The following is a 25309-nucleotide window of genomic DNA, read 5'->3' as shown; positions in this document are numbered from 1 at the left end:
CGTGTCGTGGCGACAAGCGTACGAGAAAGCGATCCGGAAGATTGAGACGAGAAACGCGCCGGCGCGTCGGACGCGCTGGCCACCGATCAAGATAGAAGAATGGCTTCAAACGGCAAGGGACGGCTTTGGCCGTCTGGGCCGGGTTCAGTACCCTTGCGGCAACAGCCTGCGACGCATGCGCAGTGGGGTGCATATTTGGCGAAGCGCGAGGACTTTCCATGCGCTAGGCTCGGCGGATCGGGTGCGCCGGCGGGGGGAGACTGTCTGCGCACCGGCTTTTTCGAGCGCGCGAAGGGAAGTCCATGACATCGGGCTGGTTCCCCGCGCCGCTTCGCGATGGAGGTTCTGGATGCCGGATTATATCATCGTCGGCGGTGGCTCCGCCGGCTGCGTCATGGCGGCCCGGCTGAGCGAGGATCCTGACGTGTCGGTGCTGCTGCTCGAGGCCGGCCCGCGCGACACCGATCGCTACATCCATATGCCGGTCGGCTTCTTCAAGATCTCCGCCGGGCCGCTCTCCTGGGGCTACGAGACGGAGCCGGGCAAGGCCGTCAACGGGCGCACCATCCCCTATCCGCAGGGTCGCGTGCTCGGCGGCGGCAGTTCGATCAACGCCCAGGTCTTCACCCGCGGCTGTCCGGAGGACTATGACGCCTGGGCCGAGGAGGAGGGCTGCACCGGCTGGTCGTTCCGCGAGATCCTGCCGCTGTTCCGCCGCTCCGAGGACAACGATACCTTCGCCGGTCCGTATCACGGCCATGGCGGACCGCTGGGCGTGAGTAGCGGCTCGCCGCATCCGCTGACCCGCGTCTTCGTGCAGGCGGCGCAGGAGGCGGGGCTGCCGTTCAACCCGGACTTCAACGGTCCGCACCAGGCCGGCACCGGCTTCTACCAGTCGACCACGCGCAAAGGCCGCCGCTGCAGCACGGCCGTCGGCTATCTCAAGCCGGCGCTCGGCCGGCCGAACCTCACCGTCCGCACGGACGTGCTCACCCGCCGCATCGTCGTCGAAGGGGGCCGCGCCGTGGGCGTCGAGATCGCTACTGACGGGCGCAGCGAGATCCTGCGCGCCGACCGCGAGGTGATCGTCGCCTCGGGCGCCATCGGCTCGCCCAAGCTGCTGATGCTTTCCGGCATCGGCCCTGCGGCGCATTTGCGCGAGCATGGCATCTCGGTCGTGCATGATCTGCGCGGCGTGGGGCAAAACCTGCAGGACCACACCAATATCGACATCGTCTACCAACTGAACGGGCCGCACAGCTTCGACAAATACAAGAAGCCGCATTGGAAGCTGATGGCAGGGCTTGAATATCTGGCGCTCGGCAAGGGGCCGGTGGCATCGAACATCGTCGAGGGCGGTGCGTTCTGGTGGGGCGATAGGGCGGAGAAGACGCCGGACCTGCAATTCCATTTCCTGCCCGGCGCGGGCGTGGAAAAGGGCGTCGGCTCGGTGCCGGGCGGCAATGGCTGCACGCTCAACTCCTACCATACGCGCCCGCGCTCGCGTGGGTCGGTGACGCTACGCTCGGCTGACCCGAACGACGCGCCGCGCATCGACACCAACGCGTTTTCCGACCCCTATGATCTGGCGCGCGCCGTCGACGGCGTGAAGCTCAGCCAGGAAATCATGGCGCAGGACGCGTTCAAGCCTTTCCTCGCGGGCGAGCACATCCCCGGCAAGGGCGTGCGTACGCTCGCCGAGTACCAGGAATTCGCCCGCTCGGCGGCGCGCACCGCCTATCACCCGGTCGGAACCTGTCGCATGGGCCATGGCGAGGACGCGGTTGTCGATCCGGAATTGCGCGTGCACGGCATTGAGGGGCTGAGGGTCTGCGACAGCTCGATCATGCCGCGCCTCGTCTCGTCCAACACCAACGCCCCGACGGTGATGATCGGCGAAAAAGCGTCGGACCTGATCCGCGGCAACCGGAGCGGCGCGCGGGAGGCGGTCCGCGAAGCGGCGCTCGAGGCATGACGCGCCGCGCTACCGCTGCGTCGTCGCGCGCTCGGCGAGGCGGACGGGCACTGTCGTGGTGACGCCGTCGGCGGGCTCGGGGTCGGCCATGCGCGCATGCAGGATGGCGATCGCGGCCGCGACCATGGCCTGATGGCCATGCACCACCGTCGTCAGGTCGAACGAGCCCCAGGCCGCGGCCGGCACGTCGTCATAGCCAGCGACCAGCACGTCCTCCGGGATCCGCAGACCCGCCCGGCGCAAGGCATCGAGCGCGCCGAAGGCCATCAGGTCGTTGGCGCAGAAGAGGGCGTCGGGAACCTTGCGCCGTTCCGCCATGGCGGCGGCCGCCTGGAACGCGTCTTCATAGAGATAGTCGCCCATGGCGGTCTCCACGCGATCGAACCCATGCAGGGCGAGGCGCTCCCGGAAGCCGCGCAGGCGTTCGCCGCTTGCATAGTCGCTGGGCGTGCCGCCGATGAAGCCGAAGGATCGGGCACCGCGGGCGACGAAGAGATCGGCGACGAGCGCCGCGCCCCCGGCATTGTCGGAGCAGACCGACGAGATCCACTGGTTGCGCGCCGGCGTATTGAACGAAACGATCGGAATGCGGATGCGGGCGAAGGCCTCGGCCGCTGCCTGGGTCACGACCGGAAGCGCGCTGACGATGGCGTCGACGCGGTAGCTGGCGAGGCGGGGCAGGATGCCGTCCAGCGCGTTGCCACCATCGACGCTGGCGAGCAGAACCTGGTGCCCGGTTTCCTGCAACGCCCGCGAAAAAGCGTCGACCGCCACGGCATAGAAGGGATTGGAGCTGTCGCTGACGACGATGGCGACGAGGTCGGAGCGATGCTTGAGCAGCATGCGCGGCAGGAAGTTGGGGCTGTAGCCCAGTTGCTCCGCCGCTTCGAATACCTTGCGGCTGGTCTCTTCCGAGACGCTCTTGCCCTTGTTGAAGGTGCGCGACACGGCCGACTGCGAAACGCCGGCGAGGCGCGCCACATCCGTCGATGACGGGTACCTTCTCGAGGCTTTCATGAGGTGAACCATTTGCGGGAATGACGGGCGCCTGCCTAGCGCCCGCCGGTGCCTTGTTCAACGGAAACCTGTGTTTCCGGCGCCGATCTCAGATCGTCTTCAACATGCCGCCATCGACGAAATAGGTGGAGCCAACGGAATAGCTGGCCCGGTCCGAACAGAGAAACACGAAGAAATCGGCGATTTCTTCCGGCGAGGCGAAACGGCCGATCGGCGCGTTCTCGCGGGCCAGATTGTCGATGTAGCCCTTCCAGTCGCCGCCGGTTTCGGCGGTCAACTGCGTCGCCGTCTTGATCCAGTCCGGCGTCAGAACGAAGCCCGGATTGATCGCGTTGACGCGGATATTGTGCGGGATGAACTCGGTCGCCATCGTCTTCGACGCCATGATCAGCGCCGCCTTGGTGACGTTGTAGATCGGCTCGTACCAGAGCGGCTGGGCGGCGCAGATCGAGGCGTTGTTGAGGATGACGCCGCCGCCGCGCCGCTTCATCGAGGGAACCAGCCCGCGCGCCAGCCGGACTGCCGCCATGACATGCAGGTCCCAGTAGAACTGCCACTTGTCGTCCGGCGCATCCAGGATGGTCTCATTGCTGCCGGTGCCGGCATTGTTCAGGAGGATGTCCGCGCCGCCAAAGGCTTCCTCGGTCGCGGCCAGCAGCCGGTCGCAGCCCAGCGCCGTGGCGACGTCGCAGTCGACGGCAACCACCTGCACCGCATGGGCGGCGAGGATTTCCTCGCGCGCCGCCGCCAGCCGGTCGGCATCGCGCGCGGCGATGACGACATGGGCGCCCTCCGCCGCGAAGCCCTTGGCTACCGCCAATCCGATGCCGATGCTGCCGCCGGTGATGACGGCAACCTTGTCGCGAAGTCCGAGATCCATGCTTGTGCTCCTGGCCTCTTGAGAGTGGCCCTTTGAAAAACGCGATTACTTGACGATCGGGATTTTCGACCGGTCGATGGTGATGGCGACGGCGGCGACCAGGACGACGCCGAAGACGATGTTCTGGGCGAAGATGTTGACGCCCAGAAACGTCATGCCGATGCGAACCACCGAGATGATCAGCGCGCCGACCAGCGTGCGCCAGATGCTGCCGACGCCGCCCGTGATCGCGGTTCCGCCGACCACGACCGCGGCGATCGAAGGCAGCAGCAGCTCGCTCGCCAAGGTTGGCGATCCGCTGGCGAGCCGGCCGACAAGGACGATGCCGGCGAGCGCCGCGCAGGCGCCCGACAGGACGAAGGCGATGATCTTCTGGCGGTCGACCTTGACGCCGGAGGCATAGGCCGCCGGTTCGCCGGCGCCGATCGCGGCGCTGTAGCGGCCGAAGCGCGTGCGGCTTTGCAGGATGTGCGCGATGGCGAGCACGATCAGCGCAATGATCACGACGTTAGGGATTCCGAACACCGTGCCGGTGATCCAGCCGAGATAGGCGCGCTCGCTGTCGCCCAGCGTGATCGAGCGCTCCTTCGAAGTGACCAGGGCGGCGCTGTAGAGCACGCCGCCCATGGCGAGCGTCGCGATGAAGGACGGGATGCGCAGGCGGACATGGGCGATGCCGGAAAGCAGGCCCGCCAGCGCGCCGAGCGCAAAGGCGAAGGCGAAGGCGCCATAGCCGAAGCGCGACAGTGTCAGCGCCACCGCCACGCTCGAAAGCGACGCCATCGACTGGATCGACAGATCGATGCCGCCCAGCATGATGACGAAGGTGACGCCGGTCGCCAGGATGAACAGCACGGCGGTGTCGCTGGCGAGCTGCAGCAGCGTATTCATCTCGAGGAAGGCGGGCTGGAACGCACCGACCAGGATCACCAGCAAGATCAGCGTGGCGAGAGGCAGCCACTGGCGCAGTCCATCGGTGCGGATCGTCTCGATTATGCTGTTCATCGCGCTACACCATGTGTCCGATGAGATCGACCTGCTGCGGCTTGTGCCCGGGCTCTGCGCCGACACGGTGGGTGATGACGCCATCGCGCATCACCAGCACCGTGTGGCTCAACCCGATCGTCTCCTCCAGCGTGTCCGAGGTCAGGATGACGGCCACGCCTTCGGCAGTGACGGCTCGGATGAGCTCGTAGACCTCCTCCTTGGCGCCGACGTCGAGACCGCGAGTCGGGTGGTCGAGGATCAGGATGCGCGCCTTGGCGTTCAGCCACTTGGCGAGCACGACCTTCTGCTGGTTGCCGCCGGAGAGATTGAGGCAGAGCGTGTGGATGCCGGGCGTGCGGATCCTCAGCTTCTTCACCCAGTCCTGCGCCAGCCGCTTTTCCTCCCGCGTGTCGATCAGGCCGTGCTTCGTCAGCGTGCCGAGATCGCCCAGCGTGATGTTGGCGGCGACGGGCAGGAACAGCACCAGCCCCTCGACCCGGCGTTCGCGCGGAATGTAGCCGACGCCGATATCGACGGCCTCGGCCGGCGAGCGCAGCGTCACCGTCTTGCCATGCGCGATAAGCTTGCCGCCATCATGCGGCGCGAAGCCGGCCAGCGTCCGCGTCAGTTCCTCGCGGCCGGAGCCGATGACCCCGGCAATGCCGAGGATCTCGCCGGCATGCAGCTTGAAGTCGATGTCGCGATAGGCGCCGGCGTGGCGGAGCCCTTCGAGTTCCAGGACCACCTCGTCGCGATAGGGCACCTGCAGCGGTTCGCGGTAATATTCCGCCTGCAGGCTGCGGCCGACCATCAGATGGTGGAGTTGCGTGACGTCGGCCTCGGCGGCGACCAGATCGGCGACGACGGCGCCGTCCTTCATCACATAGATGCGGTCGGACAGTTCCAGCACTTCGTCGAGACGGTGCGAGACGAAGATGAACGAGGCGCGGGCGCGCAGGGCGCGGACGCGGGCGAACAGGATGTCAATCTCCGCCCGCTCCAGTACCGAGGTCGGCTCGTCGAGCAGGATGACCAGATGGCCCGGCGCGTTTTCCTCCAGCGTCAGCGCCTTGGCGAGTTCCACCATCTGCCGGGCGGCGAAGTCGAGATCCTCGGCCCGCATCCTCGGATCGGCGTCGATCTGCACCTTGGCAAGCTGGCGCGACGCGGCGGCGTAGAGCGCGCGCCAGTCGACGATGCCGAAGCGGCTGAATTGCTTCTCATTGCCGAGATAGATGTTCTCGCCAACCGTCAGATTGGTCAGCAGCGATTGCTCCTGGAACACCATGCCGATGCCCTGGCGCATGGCGTCGGAAGCGCTGATGAAGCGGGTCTTCTTGCCGTTCAGCAGGATGTCGCCGGAATCTGGCTGGTAGACGCCGCTGAGGATCTTCATCAGCGTCGACTTGCCGGCGCCGTTTTCGCCGACCAGGCCGACGACTTCGCCGGGCCGGATCTCGATCGAGACGTCCTTCAGCGCATGGACGCCGGGAAAGCGCTTGTCGACATGGACGAGCGCGAGCGCGGGTGGGACGGCCTCGGCCGGCTTGGGGGCGGGGTGGAGTTGGGTGACGTTCATTTGACGATCCGCATCCGCTTGCGATCGATCGACAGGGCGACCGCCGCGATGATCATCAGGCCCTGCACGCCGATCTGCACGCTGGGCGGCACGCCCATCAGCACCATGCCGTTCGACAGCACGACGACGATGAGAACCCCGACCAGCGTCTGCAGCACGCTGCCCTGGCCGCCGGATAGCGCCGTGCCGCCAACGACCACGGCGGTGACGGTGGTGAACAGGCGGCCATTGCCGATCTGGGCATTGCCGAGACCGAGTTGGGCCGCGGCCAATACGCCGCCAACGGCGTAGAACACGCCCGCCAGCGTGAAGGTCAGAATGCGGACGCGGCCGACGGGAATGCCCGACAGCGCCGCCAAGTCCTCGCCGCCGCCGAGCGCATAGATGTAGCGGCCGAGACGGGTGTAATTCTGGATGACGAGCGCAATCAGCAGGCAGAACAGCGCCAGCCAGACGCCCCAGGGAAATCCGAGGAAGCGTTCGATCGCGAGGCCCCGGATCATCGGGTCGTTGATGCGGATCGCCATGCCGCCGAGCAGCGCATTGGCGGCGCCCACGCCGACGAACCACATGCCGAGGGTCACCATGAAGGAGGGGATCTTCAGGCGCACATGGATGACGCCATTGGCGAAACCGACGCCGGCCCCGACCAGAAGCACGATCAGAATGCCGAACAGGCCGAAGGTGTTGGAATTGGCGCCGTTCAGCACCAGCATCGACAGGATGACGGCGGAGAGCGTCAGGCCGCCCTCGACCGAAAGGTCGATCGAGCCCATCAGGATGATGAAGGTGGCGCCGAGGCCCAGCACCAGGGGTATCATCGCCGCCTGGCTGATGCGGACCATGTTGCCGAAGGTCATGAAATTGGGATTGATCAGGGTGATCAGGCCGCAGAGCAGCACCAGCACGATCAGCGGCGCCCAGGCTGCCAGGCGCCAGCGCCTCCGCGGCGCAGGCTTCGCCGCCTGGGAAGAAATCGAAGCATCAAGGGTCATTGGCCGGATCGCCTCATGGGAAATCGATCGGGATGCGCATCGCCGCGAACGAAGGTTCGGGACGGGGAACGCGCGGCAGGTCGCCGGCTCCGATACACAGGAGCCGGCGATGGGCGCACACCAGGCGCGCCCGCCCCGGGAGGCGGTCAGTCGTACTGGATCTGGCCGCTGACACGGCCCCAGATGTCGTTCCAGTCCATCTTGGGCTCGGCCGCGATATTCTCGGCATAGTAAGTATTGGCGTTCTCGTCGGTGATGATCACGCCCTTGCCGTAGAATTCCCGATGTTCCTTCGGCTCCTTGGCGGGGTCGAAGACGCCGGTCTTGGCCGCGTAGCCGATGGCGAGGCCCATGCCGCCCTGCCAGTACGGATCCCAGGCGACGGTGCCGGCCAGTTCGCCCTTCTGGATCGCCTCGACGGCGAGCTGGATGCCGTCCACGCCCGTCACTGGCACCTTGCCGGCGCGGCCGTCGGCGCGCAGAGCCTCCACGGCGGCGAGCGCCATGTCGTCATTCGCCGCCCAGATGCCGGTGATCTGGTCGCCGAACTGGGTCAGCCAGGCATTGGTCTTGTCGAGCGCCTCGGTCGCCGACCAGTTGGCGACCTGGTAGTCGAGCAGCTTGACGTCGGGATTAGCGGCGAGCGCCTCCATCAGGCCCTTCTTGCGCTCGATGGCGGGCACGTTCGACTCGATGCCGCCCAGCGCGACGATGCCGCCCTTGCCGCCCATCTTCTTGATCAGCGTCTCGGCCATGGCTTTGCCGTAGGGCACGCCGCTGAACGAGATGTGGGCGACGTAGTTGGGATCGTAATCCCAGGGATGCAGGTCGGCCGGCTTGTTCCACTGGGTGACGACATAGGCGCCGGCGGCCTTGGCGGCCTCGACGATCGCCCGGGCGTCCGGGCTGTCGTTCGGATCGACGTTGATGACGGCATTGCCGCCTGTCTTGGCCAGGATCGCCTTGATGTCGGCGATGCCCTTCTCGCTGTTGCCCTCGGTGACGAGGGTGACGTAGTCGGCACCGACCGACTTGGCGAAGGCTGCCCCGCCCTTGTTCCAGGTCGCATGATAGGGGTTGGACAGCGACCGGATCGAATTGACGACGGTCGGCTTGTCGGCGGCAAAGGCGGATCGGGTGAGGATGGCCGGGAACACGCCCGCCATGCCGATCAGGCCTGCGCCCTTGAGGATGTCTCGCCGCTTGATCGGCTTCCCCAATGTGCCGGAGATGAGTTTATTGCCCATTGAACACTCCTCCCTGTTTGGAGCGCCCTGGCCGCCGGGGCTCCGCTTTTATGTGTCGTTTCCGGCTGTCCGTCTTCCCTCGAATTGATGATTCCGCCACCGGCGAACGGCGTTGGCGCGCCTGTCGTCCGGATGCAAAAGGCTGGCGGCTGTCTCTCGGACTTTCCGCAACGACCCATTATGTTTTCTGGCCTTGCATAGCTATGCACGCACGGGAAAGGCTGTCAATCGGCGCTTGAGGGCCTGTCGTCGTCGGCGGCTGGCGATTTTGTAGTGTGCAATGCACGCGGGCTGCGGTGCTGTGCGAGATGGAAAATAGGCGCCGCAGGTGGGCGCGAAAGGGGCGACCAGATCAAGCCCCTCGACATCGTAGTAAAACTATCAAGCTCGCCGATGGGGCGCTCTTGTTAGCCCTGGCTGCGCGGCGCTAGGCCAAGGTCGGAAGGCCAGCATCCTGAGCGCTTCAGGGCGCGGAAAAGGCAGCGATCCTAGACGTTTGGGTTAGGCACCCCGCACTGTCTTGCCGCTTCCACAGCTCGCGCGTCGGCCGGCCTTGTGCTTGTGTAGTTATGCTATATTCTGCCGCCATGCACGGCCTCGGATGGGCTGTTTCCATGCCCGGCACGGGTTCGAATGAGCGTGCCGCCGGGTCACAGGGACGGATGAAATGATCTCGGAATTGAGTGGTAAGCTGTTCATCGGTGGCGGCTGGAAGACGGGCGCGGGTGCCGGCATCGCGGTCCTCAACCCGGCGACGGGCGAGTCGATCGGCGAGATCGCCGCCTCGACCGCGGACGAGATCAACGAGGCCGTCGCCGCGGCGCGCGCCGCCTTCCGCGGCTGGGCCGACCTGCCGGCCAAGGCGCGCTCGGCCGCCCTGCATCGGCTGGGCGACGCCATCGCCGCCGACGCGGATGGCATGGCGCGGATCATGACGATGGAGCAGGGCAAGCCGCTCAACGAGGCGCGCGGCGAAATCCTGAAGCTCGCCGAAGCCTGCCATTTCTACGCCGAGGAAGCGGTCCGCGTGCATGGCGAGATCGTGCCGGGCGACACCACCGATCATCACAGCCTGGTCATCCGCGAGCCGATCGGCGTCGTCGGCGCGATCACGCCCTGGAACTATCCGGCCGAGCTAGTCGGCTGGAAGCTGTGCGCCTCGCTCGCCGCCGGTTGCACCATCGTCATCAAGCCGGCCGATCTGACGCCATTCACGGCGCTGGCGATCGCCCGGAAAGTCGAGGAAGCCAAGATCCCGGCCGGTGTCGTCAATGTCATCACCGGGCCGGGCTCCGTGGTCGGCCAGGCGCTGGTCGAGCATCCCGGCGTCGACAAGATCGCCTTCACCGGCTCGAGCAGCGTCGGCCTGCGGATCCAGCAATCCGCCACCACGGTCAAGCGCATGTCACTGGAGCTTGGCGGCAATTGCCCGATGATCGTGACGGAATCGGCGGATCTCGACGCGGCCGTCAAGGGCGCAGTGCGCCGCTCGTTCCGCAATATGGGTCAGATCTGCATCGCGATTAACCGCGTCTATGTCGCCCGTCCGATCTATGAGGCGTTCCTGGCCAAGGTGAAGGTCGCGGCCGAGGCGCTGACCATCGGCAACGGCCTCGACAAGCCGGATGCCGATCTCGGCGCGATGGCTTCGGCCGATCCCCTCGCCAAGACGAAGGAGCATCTCGCCGATGCGCTGGCCAAGGGCGCGCGGCTGGTGACAGGCGGCGCGGCGCCGGAAGGCGAACAGTTCGCGCGCGGGCATTTCTTCCGCCCGACCGTGGTTGCCGATTGCACGCATGCCATGAAGGTGATGAGCGAGGAGACGTTCGGGCCGCTGCTGGGAGTCGCGCCCTATGACGGTCTCGACGAGGCGATCGCGCGCGCCAACGACACACCCTACGGCCTCGCCTCCTATGTCTACGCCAAGGACATGGACGAGGTGCGCTACCTGACCACGCGGCTCGACTACGGCAATGTCGCGGTCAACAATGTCGATGCCGGCGTGATGAACGCGCCCTATGGCGGCCGCAAGCAGAGCGGCGTCGGCTATGAGCATGGTCGCGAGGGAATGCTCGAATATTTCAACTTCAAGCATATCCGCATCCGCCACGATGAGCCGAAGGGGCGCTAGCATCATGCGGGCCCTTTTGGGGATCGATATCGGCACGTCCGGCTGCAAGGCGCTCCTCATCGACGAGGCGGGCAGCGTGCTCGCCAGTTCGACCGCGCCCTATGGCCTGTCGCAGCCGCGTCCCGGCTGGACCGAGCAGGATCCCGCGCTCTGGATCGAGGGCGCCCGCCAGTCGGTCGCCGCCGTCCTGGCCGAGCGGGGCGATGTCGAGATCGCCGGCATTGGCCTTTCCGGCCAGATGCACGGTCTGACGCCGCTCGACGAAGCCCATCGCGTGTTGCGGCCGGCTTTGCTCTGGAACGACCAGCGCAACGGTGCCGAATGCGCCGAGATCACGGAAAAGGCCGGCGGCCTTGAGGCGCTGCTGGCGCTCACCAACAACCGCATGCTGGTCGGCTATACCGGCGGCAAGATCGTCTGGATGCGCAACCACGAGCCGGAGCTGTACGCAAAGCTCCGCCACGTCGTGAACCCGAAGGACTATCTGCGCCTGGTGCTGACCGGCGAGATCGCCACGGAAGTCTCGGATGCTTCCGGCACCGGCCTGTTCGATGTCCGCAAGCGGTCATGGTCCGGCGAACTGCTCGAACGTCTTGAAATCGATCCGGCGCTGCTGCCGCCTTGCCATGAATCGCAGGTCGTTACCGGCCGGGTGAACCGCTCCGGCGCGGCGCTGTTTGGCTTGCCGGAGGGCATTCCGGTCGTGGGCGGTGGCGGCGACAGCGTCATCCAGACGCTCGGTTCCGGCGTGATGATGCCGGGCGAATTGCAGACGACGATCGGCACGGCCGGCATTGTCGCGAGCGCGCTCGAAGCGCCGGAGGATAATCCTGACGGCCGGCTCCAGGTGTTCTGCAATGTCGCGCCGGATATCTGGCACTGCATGGGCGTCTCACTTAATGCCGGCGGCGCCATGTCGTGGTTCCGCGACACGATGGGCTCGATGGGGCAGGGGAGCGAAAAGCTCTCCTTCGACGAGATCGTGGCCAAGGCGGCGATGAGTCCTGCTGGTGCGAAGGGCCTGTTCTTCCTGCCCTATCTCTATGGCGAGCGCTGCCCGCATCCCGATCCGATCGCGCGCGGCGCCTTTGTCGGGCTGACGGCCCGCCACGACGGCGGCGACCTGGCGCGCAGCGTCATGGAAGGCGTCACCTATGCGCTGCGCGATATTCATGGATTGATGCAGCGGATCGGCATGCAGCACAGCGTCATCAAGGCGTCGGGCGGCGGGGCGCGTTCGGCGCTCTGGCGCCAGATGCAGGCCGATTTGTTCGATTGCGAAGTGGTGACGACCGAGGGCGCGGCCGAGGGCGGTGCATTTGGGGCGGCGCTGGTGGCGGGCGTCGGCGTCGGCATCTGGCCGGACGCGAAGACGGCGGCGCAGCTCTGTAAGCCGCTGACGCGCCAAATGCCGGATCGCGAGACTGGCGACACGCTGCGCCGGGCCTTCGGCATCTTCGAAGGCCTCTATCCGGCTTTGTCGCAAAGCTTTGCGGCGATTGCGGAAGCGAAGCTCGATGCGTGACGAGATCGGTATTGTCGACAGAGAGACGGACATGACTAAGCCGCTGCCTGCCTATGGGGCGCTGATTTTCGACCTCGACGGCACGCTGATCGACAGCGCGCCGGATATCGCGGCGGCGGTGAATGCCTATTTGCGCTCGCGCGGCTGGCCGGAGCAGGAGACGGAATTCGTCGAGCGCTTCATCGGCAATGGCCCGCGTCGGCTGCTGCTCGACATGCTGGTCGAGCTCGGCCTGCCGAGCGACGACGAGACGATTCGAGCCGCGCATGCCGCCTATCTCGCCCATTATGGCGAGGCGCCGGCGCGGCTGACGCGATTCTACAGCCATGTCCGCGAGGATCTGGCGGCGCTGAAGCAGGCAGGGTTTCGCCTCGGCATCTGCACCAACAAGCCGCATTCGCTGACGCTACGCGTCCTCGACCTGCTCGGCATCGCGCCCCTTTTCGATGCCGTGCTTGGCGCGGATGCGGTGCCGGCCTGCAAGCCCGATCCCGGCCATCTTCTGGCCGTGACGAAGCTTATGGGGCTTCGCGAGGGCGAGTGGGCCTATGTCGGCGACACTACGGTCGACCAAGCGACAGCAGTGGGCGCCGACGCGCCGTTCTTCGTCGTTCCCTGGGGCGGCGGCAAGCTGGTGCCGGCAGAGCCCGAGCAGCGGCTGACACGGCTGCTCGATCTCATGGCCTACCGGCCCGTCCAAGCGGCCAGCTGAGGGATAGCGGATGTCGACCAACAGCCTGCTGCAGCGCATTCTCCAGGAGCACGACCGGATGGGGCCGGCCGAGCAGCGCCTGGGCAATTTCGTCAAGACGCATCCCGGCAAGGTCATCCATATGAGCATGGCGCGGCTGTCGCAGGAATGCGACGTCAGCGACCCGACCGTGATGCGCTTCTGCCGCCGCTTCGGCTTCGAGGGCTATCAGGACTTCAAGCTCAATCTGGCGCAGAGCCTCGTGCCGTCGGCGCCCTTCGCCTATGAGCAGATCGTGCCCGGCGACTCGATCGAGAACATCGTCCGCAAGACGGCGCGCAATTCGCTGAATGCGATCCAGCGCGCGCTGGAGGATCTGCTGCCCGCCCAGATCGAGGAGGGCGCCCGGCTGCTGCAGGCGGCAAGCTGGGTCGGCATCTACGCCACCGGCATTTCCGAGGTGACGGCGGTCGACGCCGAGCACAAGTTCCAGCGGCTCGGCATGCGCTGCGCGGCCGTGATGGGCCGCACCAAGCAGTGGCTGCACGCCGAAGCATCGCGGCCCAATGAGGTGGCGCTGATCTTCTCGCAGTCCGGCCACACCAAGCAGATGATCGAACTGGCCATCGCTGCCCGCACCGGCGGCGCCCGGGTCGTCTCGATCACGGCGGCGGACAGCCCGCTGGCGCATGTCTCCGACGTGCTGATCGCGGTGACGCCCTACGACCGCACGGAACTGCTGACGCCGCTCGCCTCGCGGCTCAACCATCATTTGGTGATCAACATGCTGGTGACCTCGATCGCCGTCACCAGCGGCAGCGAATTCCCCGACCAGTTGCCGGCGCTCGATTCGTGGCAGACCGACAAGATCTGACCGCCGGCCGATCCGTTTCGCATTCGAAGGACAAGACATGACCACTCAGGATGAAGCCAAGAAGGTAGCCGGCCGCAAGGTGATCGAGGAATTCGTGCGCGACGGCATGAAGCTCGGCCTCGGCTCCGGCACGACGTCGCATTTCTTCGTGCGCGAGCTTGGCAAGCATGTCGCCGCCGGTCTCAAGGTCACCTGCACGACCACGTCGCGCGCCACCAATGACGTCGCGCGGGAAGTCGGCATCAAGATCACCGATCCCAACGAGATCGGCGAACTGGACCTGACCGTCGATGGCCCGGACGAGATCGACCGGCAGTTCCGCATGATCAAGGGCGGCGGCGCCTGCCTGCTCTGGGAAAAGATCGTCGCCCATGCCTCGAAGCAGATGATCACCATCTGCGACGAGACCAAGATCGTCGATCAACTCGGCGGCTTCCCGCTACCGGTCGAGGTGGTGCAGTTCGCCTGGAAGCAGACGGAGCGGATGGTTTCGCGCCTGCTGGCCGAGCACGGCATCGCCGACGCTGTCATCGTGCGGCGGATGAAGGACGGCCAGCCTGTCGTGACCGATAGCGGCAACTTCATCCTCGACTGCCGCTGCGGCGTCATTCCCAATCCGGAACAGCTGGAAATCAAGCTCAACCAGATCCCGGGCGTCGTCGAGAATGGCCTGTTCACGCGGGAATCGCAGGGAATGGTCGTCGGCTGCTTCGACGGCACCGCCTACGTTGCCATGCGGTGATGTAGTAAAACAAACATCCCGCTCCAGAACGGTTCCGTGGCCAGCTTCCAAGCTTCCCCGTTGTGGCGGGGAGGTGCCGGATTGGGGTGTCTGCGATTTCCATATATTCGACTATCAGATCAACTATTTAAGCCAAAAATACCGGATCGCCACGCGCCGCTAGGCCATTGACAGTGCGTCGTGATGTAGTGAAACTAGATTGCATTCCAGTCGGCAGGGATCAGGGAGCCGATGGGACATGGGAGGATTGAGTGACAAACGTGAACAACCTCAGCCGTCGCGGCCTGCTCAAGGCAGGCGCGGCTCTCGGTGTCGGAGCAATGGTCGGCGGGAGCAGCAGCGCTTTCGCGGCGGACCGCGTCTTCGTTCCCTATAGCAACAAGAGCCTCGACTACTACTTCTTCGTCATCCAGGAAGAGGCCGTGAAGCGCGCGGTCCAGGCGAACAAGTGGGAATTCCAGGCGACCAACGCCAATTTCGACAACACCCGCCAGCTGGAGCAGTGGCAGAGCCTGATGCTCTCCGACCCTTCGGCGATCATCAGCGACCCGATCGACAGCCAGGCGATCGTTTCCGCGATCCGCCGCTATAACCAGAAGGGCATTCCGGTCGGCATCATCGACACGCCGGCCGATGGCGGCGACGTCGCGATCACCGTCTCGTTCGACAATTACCTCGGCGGCCAGATGGCGGCCCAGGAAATCATCAAGCGCCTGACCGCCAAATATGGCAGCCCGAAGGGTACCGTGCTGAACTGCTTCGGCGCGCTGCAGAGCGTCGCCTGGCGCCTGCGCAAGGAAGGCATGGACGCCGAGTTCGCCAAGTATCCGGAAATCAAGTATCTCGCCCGTCCGACCGAAGGCGCGCTCGACCAGATGCTGGCCGTGACGCTTTCGACGCTGTCGGAATTCCCGGATCTCGACGCGGTGCATGCTCCCTCCGATTCGCCTTCGCGCGGCATCGTGACGGCGCTGCAGCAGAAGGGTCGCTGGAAGAAGGTCGGCGAGGAAGGCCACGTCATCTTCGTCAACATCGACGGCGAGCCGGTCGCGCTGAAGTGGATCCAGGACGGCTTCATGGACGCCTGCGTGTCGCAGGATCCGATCGCCTACGGCCAGATCGCGGTCGAGATGCTCGGCACCTATTCGATGAAGAAGCAGGCCGTTCCAATCGGCCCTTACGAGAACAAGAAGTACTTCTGGGAGAAGGGCGAGATCGTCGCCGGCAAGACCGGCCCGACGCTGATCATTCCGCCCTTCATCATCGACAAGTCGAATTCGGCCGATCCGCGCCATTGGGGCGCCATCGCCGAGATCGAGTGGAAGATCCCCTACACATAGTCGGCAAGGACGCCGCGCCGGTGGACCCGTTCCTCCGGCGCGGCGTTGCCTTCTGTTGCGCCGCGCTCGATGCGCGGCCGTTCCGTTTTTGACAGGAGATGCGCGTGACCGTGCCGATGACATCCAGATCGCAGTCCGCGAGCGACTATGTTCTGCGCGTGGAAAACCTTGGCAAGGTCTATGGCGGCGCCGTGGCGCTGCGCGATGTCAGCCTCGCCATCCGCCGCGGCTCGATCCATGGCCTGCTGGGCGAAAACGGCGCCGGCAAGAGCACGCTGGTCGGCATCATGTCGGGTCAGCGCCAGCCGACGACGGGCACCATCTATCTCGATGGCGTGGCGCTCGGCCATGCCGATGTGCCGTCCATGGAAGAGGCGGGCGTCTTCCTGGTCACCCAGGAGCCGATGATCATCGATCACCTCTCCGCTGCGGAAAACCTGATGCTCGGCATCTGGCCGCGCCGCTTCGGCTTCGTAAACTGGCGCAAGCTGCGCAAGGACGCCGCGCGGATGCTGGCCGGCACTGGCATCGATCTCGACAAGCCGGCCGGCAAGCTCGACGCCGTGGCGCGTCGCAAGCTCAACATTCTCCGCGCCATGTTCAGCGGCGGCAAGATCATCATCCTCGACGAGCCGACGGCGGCTCTGACCGTCGAGGACCGCAAGCAGCTATTCGATTTCATGCGCCGGCTGAAGGTCGACGGCGTCACCTTCATCTTCATCTCGCACTACAATGACGAGATCCTCGATATTTGCGACGCCGTCTCGGTGCTGCGCGACGGCGTGCTGGCCGGCGGCTCCGAGGATGTCGGCAGCCTGACCTCGGCCCAGCTTTCCGAACTCGTGCTCGGACGCGGCCTGGTGCTGTTCCAGCGCGAGCGTCGCAGCTTCGCCGACGATGCGCCGGCCGTGCAGCTCCGCGATATCGTTGGTCCCAGCGTCCGCGTTCCCGCGCTCGACCTGCGCCCCGGCGAGGTGGTCGGCTTCACCGGTCTGCCCGGCGCCGGCGCCAAGGAACTGGCGCGCTGCATCTTCGGCCTGACGCCGGTGCAATCCGGCACGATCCGCTTTGCCGATGGCACCGAGACGCAGAAGCTGCCGAGCCATCCGCGCGATGCGTTCGAAGCCGGCATCGCCTTCCTGTCCGACGACCGTCGCCGCGATGGCGCCATCGGGCAGATGTCGATCGGCGCCAATATCTCGCTGTCGTCGCTCTCCGCGGTGGCCAATGCCGGCTTCCTGAGCAAGGACGCCGAGCTGAAGCTTTCGGACCGTTATTTCGCGGCGATGGATATCAAGGCGCCGTCGGCCGCCGTCGCGGTCGATACGCTGTCGGGTGGCAACCAGCAGAAGGTCTGCCTCGGCCGCGTGCTGGCGACGGGGCCACGCGTGCTGATCCTCGACGAGCCGACGCGCGGCATCGATGTCGGCGTCAAGCAGGACGTGCTCCGGATCGTCGACGATCTGAGCCGGACCGGCGTCGCCGTCATCATCGTCTCGACCGATACCGACGAGATCACCCGCGCCGTCGACCGGGTCTGCATCTTCGAGAACGGCACCATCGCCCGCGAGCTCACCGGCTCCGAGATCACCAATGACCGGCTCCGGGGGCTTGAGCCTGCCTAGGTCCACATTCGGATCTTGCGCCGGCCACCCGGGATGCCATGCTGACAACGAGGAAGAGATGAGCCGCACGATGACCGTCGCCGCCAAGACCGCGAGCCCCACCGGCGCCGCCCCGACCACGAACGAAGGCGGCCGCTCCGCGCTCGGCTGGGTGCTGCACAACGTGGTGTGGATCTGGCTGATCGCGCTGGTCGTGATCTTCGGCCTGTTCAACCAGTTCTTCTTCACCGTCAACAACATGCAGAACATCATGGTGCAGGCCACGGTGCTCGGCATGCTCGGCCTCGCCGTGGCGCTGCCGCTGCTGGTCGCCGAGATCGACCTGTCGCTGCCGGCCAATCTCGGCTTCTCTTCGGCGATCGGCGCGATGGCCTATTCCGACTGGGGCCTGCCATGGTTCCCGGGCATGCTGGTCGGCGTCGGCGTCGCCACCTTCATCGGCTTCTTCAACGGCCTCTGCATCACCAAGCTCAAGATGGTGTCGCTGATCCAGACGCTCTCGATGATGATCATCCTGCAGGGCGCGCTTCTGGCGCTGACCCAGGGCCGCACCATCACCAATCTTTCCGACGGCTATGTCTGGATCGGCCAGGCGACGATCGGCGGCTGGCCGATCATGCCCTTCATTTTCGTCATTGCGCTGGTCGGCGTTGGCATCCTGCTCTCCAACACCGTGTTCGGCCGCCGCGTCTATGCGGTGGGCGGCAATCCGGTCGCCTCCAATTCGGCCGGCATCCGCGTCGACCGGGTCAAGATCCTGACCTATACGCTGGCCGGCTTCCTGGCCGGTTGTGCCGGATTCCTGCTGGCGTCCTGGCAGATGGCGATCACCTCGAACCAAGGCTCGAGCTATCTGCTCTATGCCATCGCGGCCCCCATCATCGGCGGCGTCAGCGTGTTCGGCGGCCGCGGTAATGTCATCGGCGTGCTGGGCGGCGTGCTGCTCCTGACGATCATCCAGGTCGGCCTCGCCATCATCTCGGTGCCGTCCTTCTATGTCGGCATCATCGGCGGCGTCATGATCTTCATCGCGGTTGCCATCGACGCCATCCGCGTGCGCTATTTCAGCTGACCGCGCATCGCGCTAGCGTTGCGCATCGCGCCGAGCGTCGCGGAGGAGACCATGGGAAACAGCGCCGGAGGCGTGCTGTTTCCGTGACTAGGCCGGCCCTGGACAGACCATAAGGCGCGAAGGGCAGCGTGCCGTCGATTGCAAAGCTTCTTTGCAGGGACGGTCCGCGGCCTAGTCTCTGCCAGGAAGATCCAGGGAGGGATCCATGTTCGTTACGCCGGACGGAGAGCGCATTCTGATCGTCGATGGCCATACCCACCTCTGGGATGGGCGGCCGGAGAACTGGCGCAACGACTATGGCCGCACCTTCATCGACACGTTCTGGGGCGGGCATGTCGGATTCACGCCCGTCGACAAGCGCTGGACGCAGGACCAGTTCCGCTACTACGGCGCGGAAAAGGCCGCCCGCGACCTGTTCGTCGACGGCTATTGCGATGCCGCCATCATGCTGCCGGTCGATCTCCGGGATTTCTACAAGGACGGCTTCAACACCACCGATCAGTGCAGCGAGCTGAAGGCACTTTGCCCGGACCGCATCGTGCTGAACGGCCGGATCGATCCGCGCGAGGGCGCGCGCGGGCTGGCAAGGCTCGAGCAGGACCACGACCGCTTCGGCTTCAAGGGCGTCAAGCTCTATACCGGCGAATGGAACGGCATCTCGCGCGGCTACCGCCTCTCCGACGATTTCGTGAGGCCGTATCTGGAGAAGTGCCGCGAACTGGGCATCACCATCATCCATGTCCATAAGGGGCCGACGACGCATCCGCTCGACTATGACGCCTTCGATGTGCGCGACGTCGACAACGTCGCGACGAGCTTTCCGGACCTGACCTTCGTCGTCGATCATTGCGGCATGCCGCGCATCGACGATTTCTGCGCCGTCGCCGGCCAGGAGCCGAACGTCTATGGCGGGCTGGCGCTGGTCACCTCGTTCATCCGCGCCCGGCCGCGCCATTTCAAGACGATGCTGATCGAACTGCTCTGGGGCGTCGGGCCGGACCGGCTGATCTTCGGCTCGGACTACGCGATCACCAGTCCCGACTGGATCATTGAGGCGTTCATGGCGTTCGAGCTCGATGAGGAAGATACGACCGAGGCGGGACACGCGCTCGACCTCGATGCCAAACGCAAGATTCTGGGCCTCAACGCCGCCAAGCTCTACGGGCTCGACGCCGATGCGTTGCTGAACCTGCCGCCGGTCGATCTGCCGGCAGCCGAGGCATCCCGCCATGCGGCCGAATGAGGCCACGCCGTCGCCCGCTGCGCCGTTGGCGGTCGCGGACAGCTTGACCGAGGCGCGAGCGGAAGAGGTGCGCCTCGCTCTGGAGACGATCCGCGACCCCGAACTGGACGAGACGGTCACGGCGATGGGGTTCATCAAGTCGATCGAGGTCGACGGCGGATCGGTCGGCGTTGCCTTCCAGTTGCCGACGCAATGGTGCGCGGCGAACTTCGCGTTTCTGATGGCGGCCGACATCAAGGCAGCCCTGGTGGCGCTGCCTTGGGTCACGTCCGCCGAGGTGGTGCTGCGCGATCATTTCGCGGCGCGGCGCATCAATGAAGCGGTCGCGCAAGATCTCTCCTTCATGCAGGCGTTTCCGCAAAAGGCCGAAGGCGAACTGGACGGCCTGCGCCACACCTTCCTGGAGAAGGCCTTTCTGGCCCGCCAGCACGCCGTGCTCGACGTCCTGCCCAAAGGCGGAAACCTGCCGCTGCCGGCGCTATGGACGGTTCCGGATCTGGAACGGATCGCGCGCGATACTTCAAGCATTGCCGAGCCGGTGGCGCGCTATCTGGCGCTGCGCCGCAATCTGCCCGGGGACCGGGCCTTCGTGACGGCGCAGGGCGAGCCTGTCGAGATCGCGCACTGGGCGGTGCATATGCGTAGCGTGCGCGGCACGGCGGTCACCATGGCGGCCAATGCCGAGCATTGCAGGGTCCTAGCGGCGGCCAATCCGGACTGATTTTCGAGAAGAGTTAGATGCGGCGCGGGCGGGATAGGGGCTCGACTACCTATGCGTTGGTCAGGGCAAGAAACCGGAAAAACTGCCCTGTTCCCCGTGCCGCCACGTCCGGTTGACGCGCGCCGCATCTGGTAGGGCAACCCACGAGCGGCGCGATGGTTCCCGGTCGGGGCGATGTCCCGGCCGACGGGCTTTTGTCGGTTCCTGGATGTCCGGCCGGCAGCGTAACAAGCGAGCCGATTTCTTCAGTCGAGCCGCATTCTCCCTTACCTCGCCCTGAGGGATGGGTCAGGGAGGAAGTGTGTGGTTCCAGACTTCACTCTTATGCGGGCAGGAGGCCCGCCGCCTTGGCGTGGCGGCGGGCGCCATCGGCAGGATGCGGCTCTGCCGTCTTTTCCTGCCTCCCCTGGCTGTTGGTGGTGCCGGATCCGTCCGGCCGGTAGACGCCGCCGAAGCGATTGGCGAGGAACGCCGCCATCGGAATGTCTTCCTGTCGGACCAGGCCCGTGGCGGGAAGCTTGCCCTCGGCCAGCAGGTCGAGCACCGCGCAGGCGGCCGAGGCCGTCGTCAATTGGATCGCGCTGCAGGCGCTCGGGACTTCCCCGCGGCTATAGATCTTCTTGGCGTAGATTTCTTCGACAAGCCGGCCCTGCTTCATGCCGCTGACGCTGACGAAGATCACCACCACGTCCTGCCGTGTCGTCGGCAGCGACTGTTCCAGGATATCCTTCAGCAATTCGCGCCGGGCGCCGAGGCGGAGATCGTCCAGCAGCACCTTCATGATCGCCGCATGGCCGGGATAGCGGACCGTCTTGTAATTGAGCCGCCGCACCTTGCCGGAGAGCGTCTCGCACAGCGTGCCGAGGCCGCCGGAGGTGTTGAACGCCTCGTAGAGCACGCCGTCCAGCGAGAATTCCTCACGTTCTTCCAGCGGCGGCACCGAGACGAGCCGTCCATTGGTGATCGCCTCGCACGGCTCGCAATATTCGTTGATGACGCCGTCCGTGCTCCAGGTCAGGCTGTAATTGAGCCCGTTGGAGGGAAACTGCGGCAGCGCGCCGACCCGCATGCGGATGCTGTCGAGGCTGTCGAAATCGCTCGCCATGTCGCTGGCGACGATCGAGATGAAGCCGGGTGCGAGGCCGCATTGCGGGATCAGCGCCGCGCTGGCGGTCGCGGCCATGGCCTTCACGAAACGGGTGCTGGCGACGTCTTCGGTCAGGTCAAGATAGTGGACGCCGGCTGATATCGCGGCCGTGGCGACGGCGGTGGTCAGGTGGAAGGGCAGGGCGCTGATGACGGCGAAGGAGCCTGCCAGGGTTTCGGCCAGCGCGCCTTCGGTGGCGACATCGACCACGCGGTGTGTCAGGCGCGGCCGTGCCGGCAGGGCGTCGAGGCTCGCTTCGCTGCGGTCGACCAGTTCGACCCGGTAGTCACCCGTCTCCGCCAGCATCGACGCAACGGTGCTGCCGATCTTTCCGGCTCCAACGACGGTGATGGTCTTCATGGCAGCGGCTCCCTCGCTCTCGAGGTGCCGATTGTCCGGGGCGGACGATGCGGTCGCCAGCGTGGAAAACGAAGCTCGACCGCCGTTCCGCCGACAAAAGGACGGCCCGGCCGACGAAATGACGGAAGCGCCGTCAGCCCTTGTCGAAATTGGTCGTCATGATGATCGAGCTGCGGCAGCGCTCGACGCCGGGAAGGTTGATGATTTCGTCGAGCACGGCGTCCAGATCATCCATCTGCGGCGCCTCGACCATGAGAGCGAGGTCGAAGTCGCCGCTCACCGTGTGGCAGGTCAGCACTTCCGGCAGCCGCCGCAGCCTTTCCATCACGGCCGGCTGCATGCGCTGCACCAGGCTCAGCATGACGATCGCCCGGCTCGCCGGCGTGCCGAGATTGCGTGACAGGATGGTGGAATAGCCGAGGATGACGCCGCTCTTCTCGAGCTTGGCGATCCGCTCGTGCACGGTGGTCCGGCCGAGCTTCAGCTTGCGCGCGAGTTCCGTGACGGATTCCCGCGCATTCTCCTGCAACAGGGCGATCAGCTTGCGGTCGGTGCTGTCGAGCGTGGGCTGCTTGTCCCGGACACGGCCGCTGGAAGCTGCTTCTTTGCCGGAGCCGGGACTGTCCATCGGTTCAGTAGCCTCCCTGATAGGTCCGGCGCCGGCCCGCTCCCTGTACGAAATCGATCATCGTCAGGAAGTCGAACACATGCCGGCCCGTCGCCCGCTGTACCGCCGCAGCGTAAAGGGGAAGGTTGGAGCATTCCAGCAGGATCGCGCCGATTTCGGGATGTTCCTCGACCAGCTTCACGGCGCGCTCGACGACTTCCTTTTCGACCGCCTCGCTGTCGAGCTCGCCCTTCTCGTCGAGAATGGCATAGCGGAAGGCCGGCGCGTCCTGCAGCCCCGCGACATGCAGCGTCCGGGTCGGATGCGGATAGGCGTAGGAGAGCAACTCCGGCGTCAGCCGATCCTTGTTGGCGCAGAGGACGCCGATCGAGGCGCTGGGCGCCAGGGTTGCCGCGATGAAGGGCAGTTGCAGCAGGCTCGACAGCATCACGGGGATGTCGAGAGCCGCGGCGACTTCCTCCTGGAAATACAGCATGTAGCCGCAATCGCTGGTGATCGCCTTGACGCCCATGCCCTGCAGCTTCTTCGCGGCGGCGACCACCGAGGGCGCCATCGAGCGGTCGCCCTCATTGATCAGGCTGTCGATGGTGACGTCGTAGATCGTTTCGTAGAGCACCGGATAATTGTAGCTCCAGGCGTTGCCGACATCGCCCGGCGGGAAGGGATTGGAGCAGGCGATCAGCAGGATGCCGATCTCATGGCCATAGCTCTGCGCATCCGGACGAACCCGATAGATTCCCACGTTCCTCGTCTCCTGAATTGGTCCTGCGTTCGGCCCTTAGCGCCCGGCCAGGATATCGTCGGCGATCTTTTCGGCGATCATCATCGTCGTCAGGTTGATGTTGGCGGCCGGGATCGACGGCATGATCGATGCGTCGGCGACGCGCAAGCCCTCGACGCCATAGACCGAGCCATGCGGATCGACCACGGCGTTCGGATCATCGGCCCGGCCCATGCGGTTGGTGCCGCAGGGATGCCAGTCGCCCTGCACGCCGGCGCGGATCCATTCTTCCATCAGCTTCTCGTCGGCCATGGTCTTGTCGAGCGGGAAGCGCTTGTCGATGGCCGCGCCCAGCACCAGCTGCCGCGCCGCGCCGCCGAGATCGAGCAACCCGGCCGCGACATTGGTGATGATCTTGTTCATCGCCGTCGGCGCGGTCAGGTTGCGCAGCGAAGCCGCGTAGATGCCGGGCCAGAAGGCGCTGACGTAGTCCGACACCGGGCCCAGTGTCAGGAACCCGGCGACTTGGCGCGCCGTGGTCATGAAGCGCTCGAGATCCCGATTGTCGGAGAGATAGTTGAAGGCGACGAAGGGCTCGGAATGGGGCGAGGCGTCGTTCAGCCGCACGATGCCCTTCGAATAGGCCTTGTTGGGACCGAAATTCACGGTAGCGAGGCGCTCGCCCAGCCGCGTCGCGGCAAAGCGGCCGGAGACGGTCAGCTTCATGTCGACGCGCGGCGTCTGCGGGTGACCCGAGCTCCAGCGCATATGCATCAGGAAGCCGTTCTTGGCGGCGCGCGAAAGCTGGCCCTCCGGCTTCAGATGCACGCCGAAGCCGATCAGCGGGTGGTCCAGGAGGTTCTCGCCGACGCCGCGCCGGTCGGCGAGCACGGCGACATTGTGCTCGGTGAGATGCTCGGCGCGGCCGATGCCGGCGCGCATCAGCAAGGCCGGGCTGTGCAGCGCGCCGGCCGACAGGATGACCTCGCCGGCTTCGATACGCTCGTCCTTGCCGTCGCGGCGGATGGTGACGCCGGTGATGCGGCGGCCTTCCGCGGTCAGCCCCTGCACCACGGTTCCGGAGAGGATCTTCAGGTTCGGGCGACGGCGGGTCGACTCGTCGAGATAGCCCGCGGCCGCCGAAACCCGGTGGTTGTAGGCATTGTTGCGGCCGAACGGGAAGCAGGCGTCGCCGACCTGCTGGTGGCTGTCGTCGAGATAGGGAATGCCGGCTTTGCCGACCACGTCGCGGAAGGCGAGGGCGAACGGGCTCCAATATTCCGGGAAGGTGCGGCGGATCGGGATGCGCCCTTCGGTGCCGCTCAGCGGCGTCGTGAAATCGAGGTCGCGCTCGATCTTCTTGAAATAGGGCAGGCAGTCGTCCCAGGACCATCCGGCCGCGCCCATCGCCTGCCACTCGTCATAATCGGTAGCGAGGCCGCGGATCAGCACCTGGGCGTTGACCGAGGAGCCGCCGCCCATGACGCGCGCCTGCTCGTAACGGCGCTCGGGCATCGCGGCCTTGATCCCGTCCGGCGACTTGTTGCCGATCGGGCCGGTATAGGCCTTCAGCTCGGTCCAGTAGCGATAGGGCTGGAAATAATCCGGCAGGAAGCCTTCGCCATAGATCGTGGCGGGGACCGCTTCGGGCGGGGTGTCGGGACCCGCCTCGATCAGCAGCACGCGGCGCTTCGGGTCGGCCGAAAGCCGGTTGGCCAGCACGCAGCCGGCAGAGCCGCCGCCAACGATGATATGGTCGAAGAACATGGCAAGCCCGCAAATCCGCTGATTAAAACAACTGTTTAATTT

21 protein-coding genes are annotated in these 25309 nt (G+C 65.7%); 11 read left to right on the top strand and 10 right to left on the bottom strand.

The genetic code is table 11. The features are described from left to right. Positions 1–349: 349 nt before the first annotated feature. Complete coding sequence (locus ACHMWQ_RS22175) at positions 350–1975, top strand: GMC family oxidoreductase (RefSeq protein WP_396309131.1); 1626 nt, start codon at positions 350–352, stop codon at positions 1973–1975. 9 nt (positions 1976–1984) lie between these two features. On the opposite strand, the gene ACHMWQ_RS22170 is transcribed toward ACHMWQ_RS22175, so the two are convergent. The 6 genes from ACHMWQ_RS22170 to ACHMWQ_RS22145 form a co-directional block, all read right to left on the bottom strand. Then, positions 1985–2956 carry a LacI family DNA-binding transcriptional regulator gene (locus ACHMWQ_RS22170; protein WP_396309130.1) on the bottom strand — a complete coding sequence of 324 codons (972 nt, stop codon included), beginning with the start codon at positions 2954–2956 and terminating at the stop codon, positions 1985–1987. Between the two features lie 124 nt (positions 2957–3080). Next, the gene (locus ACHMWQ_RS22165; RefSeq protein WP_396309129.1) at positions 3081–3872 is read right to left on the bottom strand and encodes an SDR family NAD(P)-dependent oxidoreductase; all 792 of its coding nucleotides are present in this window, start codon (positions 3870–3872) and stop codon (positions 3081–3083) included. A gap of 45 nt (positions 3873–3917) precedes the next feature. Beyond that, complete coding sequence (locus ACHMWQ_RS22160) at positions 3918–4877, bottom strand: ABC transporter permease (RefSeq protein WP_354550994.1); 960 nt, start codon at positions 4875–4877, stop codon at positions 3918–3920. 4 nt (positions 4878–4881) lie between these two features. Further along, complete coding sequence (locus ACHMWQ_RS22155) at positions 4882–6438, bottom strand: sugar ABC transporter ATP-binding protein (protein ID WP_396309128.1); 1557 nt, start codon at positions 6436–6438, stop codon at positions 4882–4884. Further along, a complete protein-coding gene (locus ACHMWQ_RS22150; protein WP_396309127.1) occupies positions 6435–7433 on the bottom strand; it encodes an ABC transporter permease in 999 nt (332 codons plus the stop codon). The genes ACHMWQ_RS22155 and ACHMWQ_RS22150 overlap by 4 nt, the downstream gene beginning before the upstream one ends. 146 nt (positions 7434–7579) lie before the next feature. Further along, positions 7580–8680, bottom strand: coding sequence for a sugar ABC transporter substrate-binding protein (locus tag ACHMWQ_RS22145; RefSeq protein WP_396309126.1), 1101 nt, complete (start codon positions 8678–8680; stop codon positions 7580–7582). Positions 8681–9347: 667 nt separating this feature from the next. Between ACHMWQ_RS22145 and ACHMWQ_RS22140 the strand changes: the two genes are divergently transcribed. The 10 genes from ACHMWQ_RS22140 to ACHMWQ_RS22095 all read left to right on the top strand — a co-directional run bounded on the left by ACHMWQ_RS22140 (position 9348) and on the right by ACHMWQ_RS22095 (position 20644). Beyond that, positions 9348–10811, top strand: coding sequence for an aldehyde dehydrogenase family protein (locus ACHMWQ_RS22140; RefSeq protein WP_396309125.1), 1464 nt, complete (start codon positions 9348–9350; stop codon positions 10809–10811). A 4-nt stretch (positions 10812–10815) separates the two neighbouring features. After that, on the top strand, positions 10816–12336 hold the full coding sequence (xylB, locus tag ACHMWQ_RS22135) for a xylulokinase (protein ID WP_396309124.1): 1521 nt from the start codon (positions 10816–10818) through the stop codon (positions 12334–12336). A 31-nt stretch (positions 12337–12367) separates the two neighbouring features. After that, complete coding sequence (locus ACHMWQ_RS22130; RefSeq protein WP_396309123.1) at positions 12368–13048, top strand: HAD-IA family hydrolase; 681 nt, start codon at positions 12368–12370, stop codon at positions 13046–13048. A gap of 10 nt (positions 13049–13058) precedes the next feature. Beyond that, a complete protein-coding gene (locus ACHMWQ_RS22125) occupies positions 13059–13901 on the top strand; it encodes a MurR/RpiR family transcriptional regulator (protein WP_396309122.1) in 843 nt (280 codons plus the stop codon). Between the two features lie 37 nt (positions 13902–13938). Beyond that, positions 13939–14643, top strand: a complete 705-nt coding sequence (gene rpiA, locus ACHMWQ_RS22120; protein WP_396309121.1) for a ribose-5-phosphate isomerase RpiA — start codon at positions 13939–13941, stop codon at positions 14641–14643. A gap of 251 nt (positions 14644–14894) precedes the next feature. Beyond that, entirely contained in the window at positions 14895–15983 is a 1089-nt protein-coding gene (locus tag ACHMWQ_RS22115; RefSeq protein ID WP_354550983.1) for a substrate-binding domain-containing protein, read from the top strand. 98 nt (positions 15984–16081) lie between these two features. Beyond that, positions 16082–17608: a sugar ABC transporter ATP-binding protein gene (locus tag ACHMWQ_RS22110; RefSeq protein ID WP_396309120.1), complete on the top strand. Its 1527-nt coding sequence runs from the start codon at positions 16082–16084 to the stop codon at positions 17606–17608. Positions 17609–17666: 58 nt separating this feature from the next. Then, positions 17667–18680, top strand: a complete 1014-nt coding sequence (locus ACHMWQ_RS22105) for an ABC transporter permease (protein WP_396309119.1) — start codon at positions 17667–17669, stop codon at positions 18678–18680. Between the two features lie 205 nt (positions 18681–18885). After that, positions 18886–19923 carry an amidohydrolase family protein gene (locus tag ACHMWQ_RS22100; RefSeq protein WP_396309118.1) on the top strand — a complete coding sequence of 346 codons (1038 nt, stop codon included), beginning with the start codon at positions 18886–18888 and terminating at the stop codon, positions 19921–19923. Next, the gene (locus tag ACHMWQ_RS22095) at positions 19910–20644 is read left to right on the top strand and encodes an iron-sulfur cluster assembly protein (RefSeq protein ID WP_396309117.1); all 735 of its coding nucleotides are present in this window, start codon (positions 19910–19912) and stop codon (positions 20642–20644) included. Before ACHMWQ_RS22100 ends, ACHMWQ_RS22095 begins: the two co-directional genes overlap by 14 nt. Positions 20645–20966: 322 nt before the next feature. Here the strand turns inward: ACHMWQ_RS22095 and ACHMWQ_RS22090 are convergent, their stop codons facing one another. The 4 genes from ACHMWQ_RS22090 to ACHMWQ_RS22075 form a co-directional block, all read right to left on the bottom strand. Continuing rightward, the gene (locus ACHMWQ_RS22090) at positions 20967–22151 is read right to left on the bottom strand and encodes a saccharopine dehydrogenase C-terminal domain-containing protein (RefSeq protein ID WP_396309116.1); all 1185 of its coding nucleotides are present in this window, start codon (positions 22149–22151) and stop codon (positions 20967–20969) included. Positions 22152–22284: 133 nt separating this feature from the next. Further along, the gene (locus tag ACHMWQ_RS22085) at positions 22285–22779 is read right to left on the bottom strand and encodes an Lrp/AsnC family transcriptional regulator (protein ID WP_396309115.1); all 495 of its coding nucleotides are present in this window, start codon (positions 22777–22779) and stop codon (positions 22285–22287) included. A gap of 4 nt (positions 22780–22783) precedes the next feature. Next, positions 22784–23521, bottom strand: coding sequence for an aspartate/glutamate racemase family protein (locus tag ACHMWQ_RS22080; protein ID WP_396309114.1), 738 nt, complete (start codon positions 23519–23521; stop codon positions 22784–22786). 36 nt (positions 23522–23557) lie between these two features. Beyond that, complete coding sequence (locus ACHMWQ_RS22075; protein WP_396309113.1) at positions 23558–25267, bottom strand: GMC family oxidoreductase; 1710 nt, start codon at positions 25265–25267, stop codon at positions 23558–23560. Positions 25268–25309 lie beyond the last annotated feature (42 nt).

It is taken from the genome of Kaistia sp. UC242_56 (assembly GCF_044452255.1).
GTDB classification, from domain to species: Bacteria; Pseudomonadota; Alphaproteobacteria; order Rhizobiales; family Kaistiaceae; genus Kaistia; species Kaistia defluvii_A.
This window is presented reverse-complemented; position numbering and strand designations above follow the sequence as displayed.

Coding starts and splice junctions, on each gene's coding strand:
- ACHMWQ_RS22130 (WP_396309123.1), top strand. CDS start 12,368: ATGACTAAGCCGCTGCCTGCCTATGGGGCGCTGATTTTCGACCTCGAC.
- xylB (WP_396309124.1), top strand. CDS start 10,816: ATGCGGGCCCTTTTGGGGATCGATATCGGCACGTCCGGCTGCAAGGCG.
- ACHMWQ_RS22150 (WP_396309127.1), bottom strand. CDS start 7,433: ATGACCCTTGATGCTTCGATTTCTTCCCAGGCGGCGAAGCCTGCGCCG.
- rpiA (WP_396309121.1), top strand. CDS start 13,939: ATGACCACTCAGGATGAAGCCAAGAAGGTAGCCGGCCGCAAGGTGATC.
- ACHMWQ_RS22075 (WP_396309113.1), bottom strand. CDS start 25,267: ATGTTCTTCGACCATATCATCGTTGGCGGCGGCTCTGCCGGCTGCGTG.
- ACHMWQ_RS22175 (WP_396309131.1), top strand. CDS start 350: ATGCCGGATTATATCATCGTCGGCGGTGGCTCCGCCGGCTGCGTCATG.
- ACHMWQ_RS22165 (WP_396309129.1), bottom strand. CDS start 3,872: ATGGATCTCGGACTTCGCGACAAGGTTGCCGTCATCACCGGCGGCAGC.
- ACHMWQ_RS22085 (WP_396309115.1), bottom strand. CDS start 22,779: ATGGACAGTCCCGGCTCCGGCAAAGAAGCAGCTTCCAGCGGCCGTGTC.
- ACHMWQ_RS22100 (WP_396309118.1), top strand. CDS start 18,886: ATGTTCGTTACGCCGGACGGAGAGCGCATTCTGATCGTCGATGGCCAT.
- ACHMWQ_RS22105 (WP_396309119.1), top strand. CDS start 17,667: ATGAGCCGCACGATGACCGTCGCCGCCAAGACCGCGAGCCCCACCGGC.
- ACHMWQ_RS22160 (WP_354550994.1), bottom strand. CDS start 4,877: ATGAACAGCATAATCGAGACGATCCGCACCGATGGACTGCGCCAGTGG.
- ACHMWQ_RS22095 (WP_396309117.1), top strand. CDS start 19,910: ATGCGGCCGAATGAGGCCACGCCGTCGCCCGCTGCGCCGTTGGCGGTC.
- ACHMWQ_RS22125 (WP_396309122.1), top strand. CDS start 13,059: ATGTCGACCAACAGCCTGCTGCAGCGCATTCTCCAGGAGCACGACCGG.
- ACHMWQ_RS22140 (WP_396309125.1), top strand. CDS start 9,348: ATGATCTCGGAATTGAGTGGTAAGCTGTTCATCGGTGGCGGCTGGAAG.
- ACHMWQ_RS22155 (WP_396309128.1), bottom strand. CDS start 6,438: ATGAACGTCACCCAACTCCACCCCGCCCCCAAGCCGGCCGAGGCCGTC.
- ACHMWQ_RS22145 (WP_396309126.1), bottom strand. CDS start 8,680: ATGGGCAATAAACTCATCTCCGGCACATTGGGGAAGCCGATCAAGCGG.
- ACHMWQ_RS22110 (WP_396309120.1), top strand. CDS start 16,082: ATGCGCGTGACCGTGCCGATGACATCCAGATCGCAGTCCGCGAGCGAC.
- ACHMWQ_RS22090 (WP_396309116.1), bottom strand. CDS start 22,151: ATGAAGACCATCACCGTCGTTGGAGCCGGAAAGATCGGCAGCACCGTT.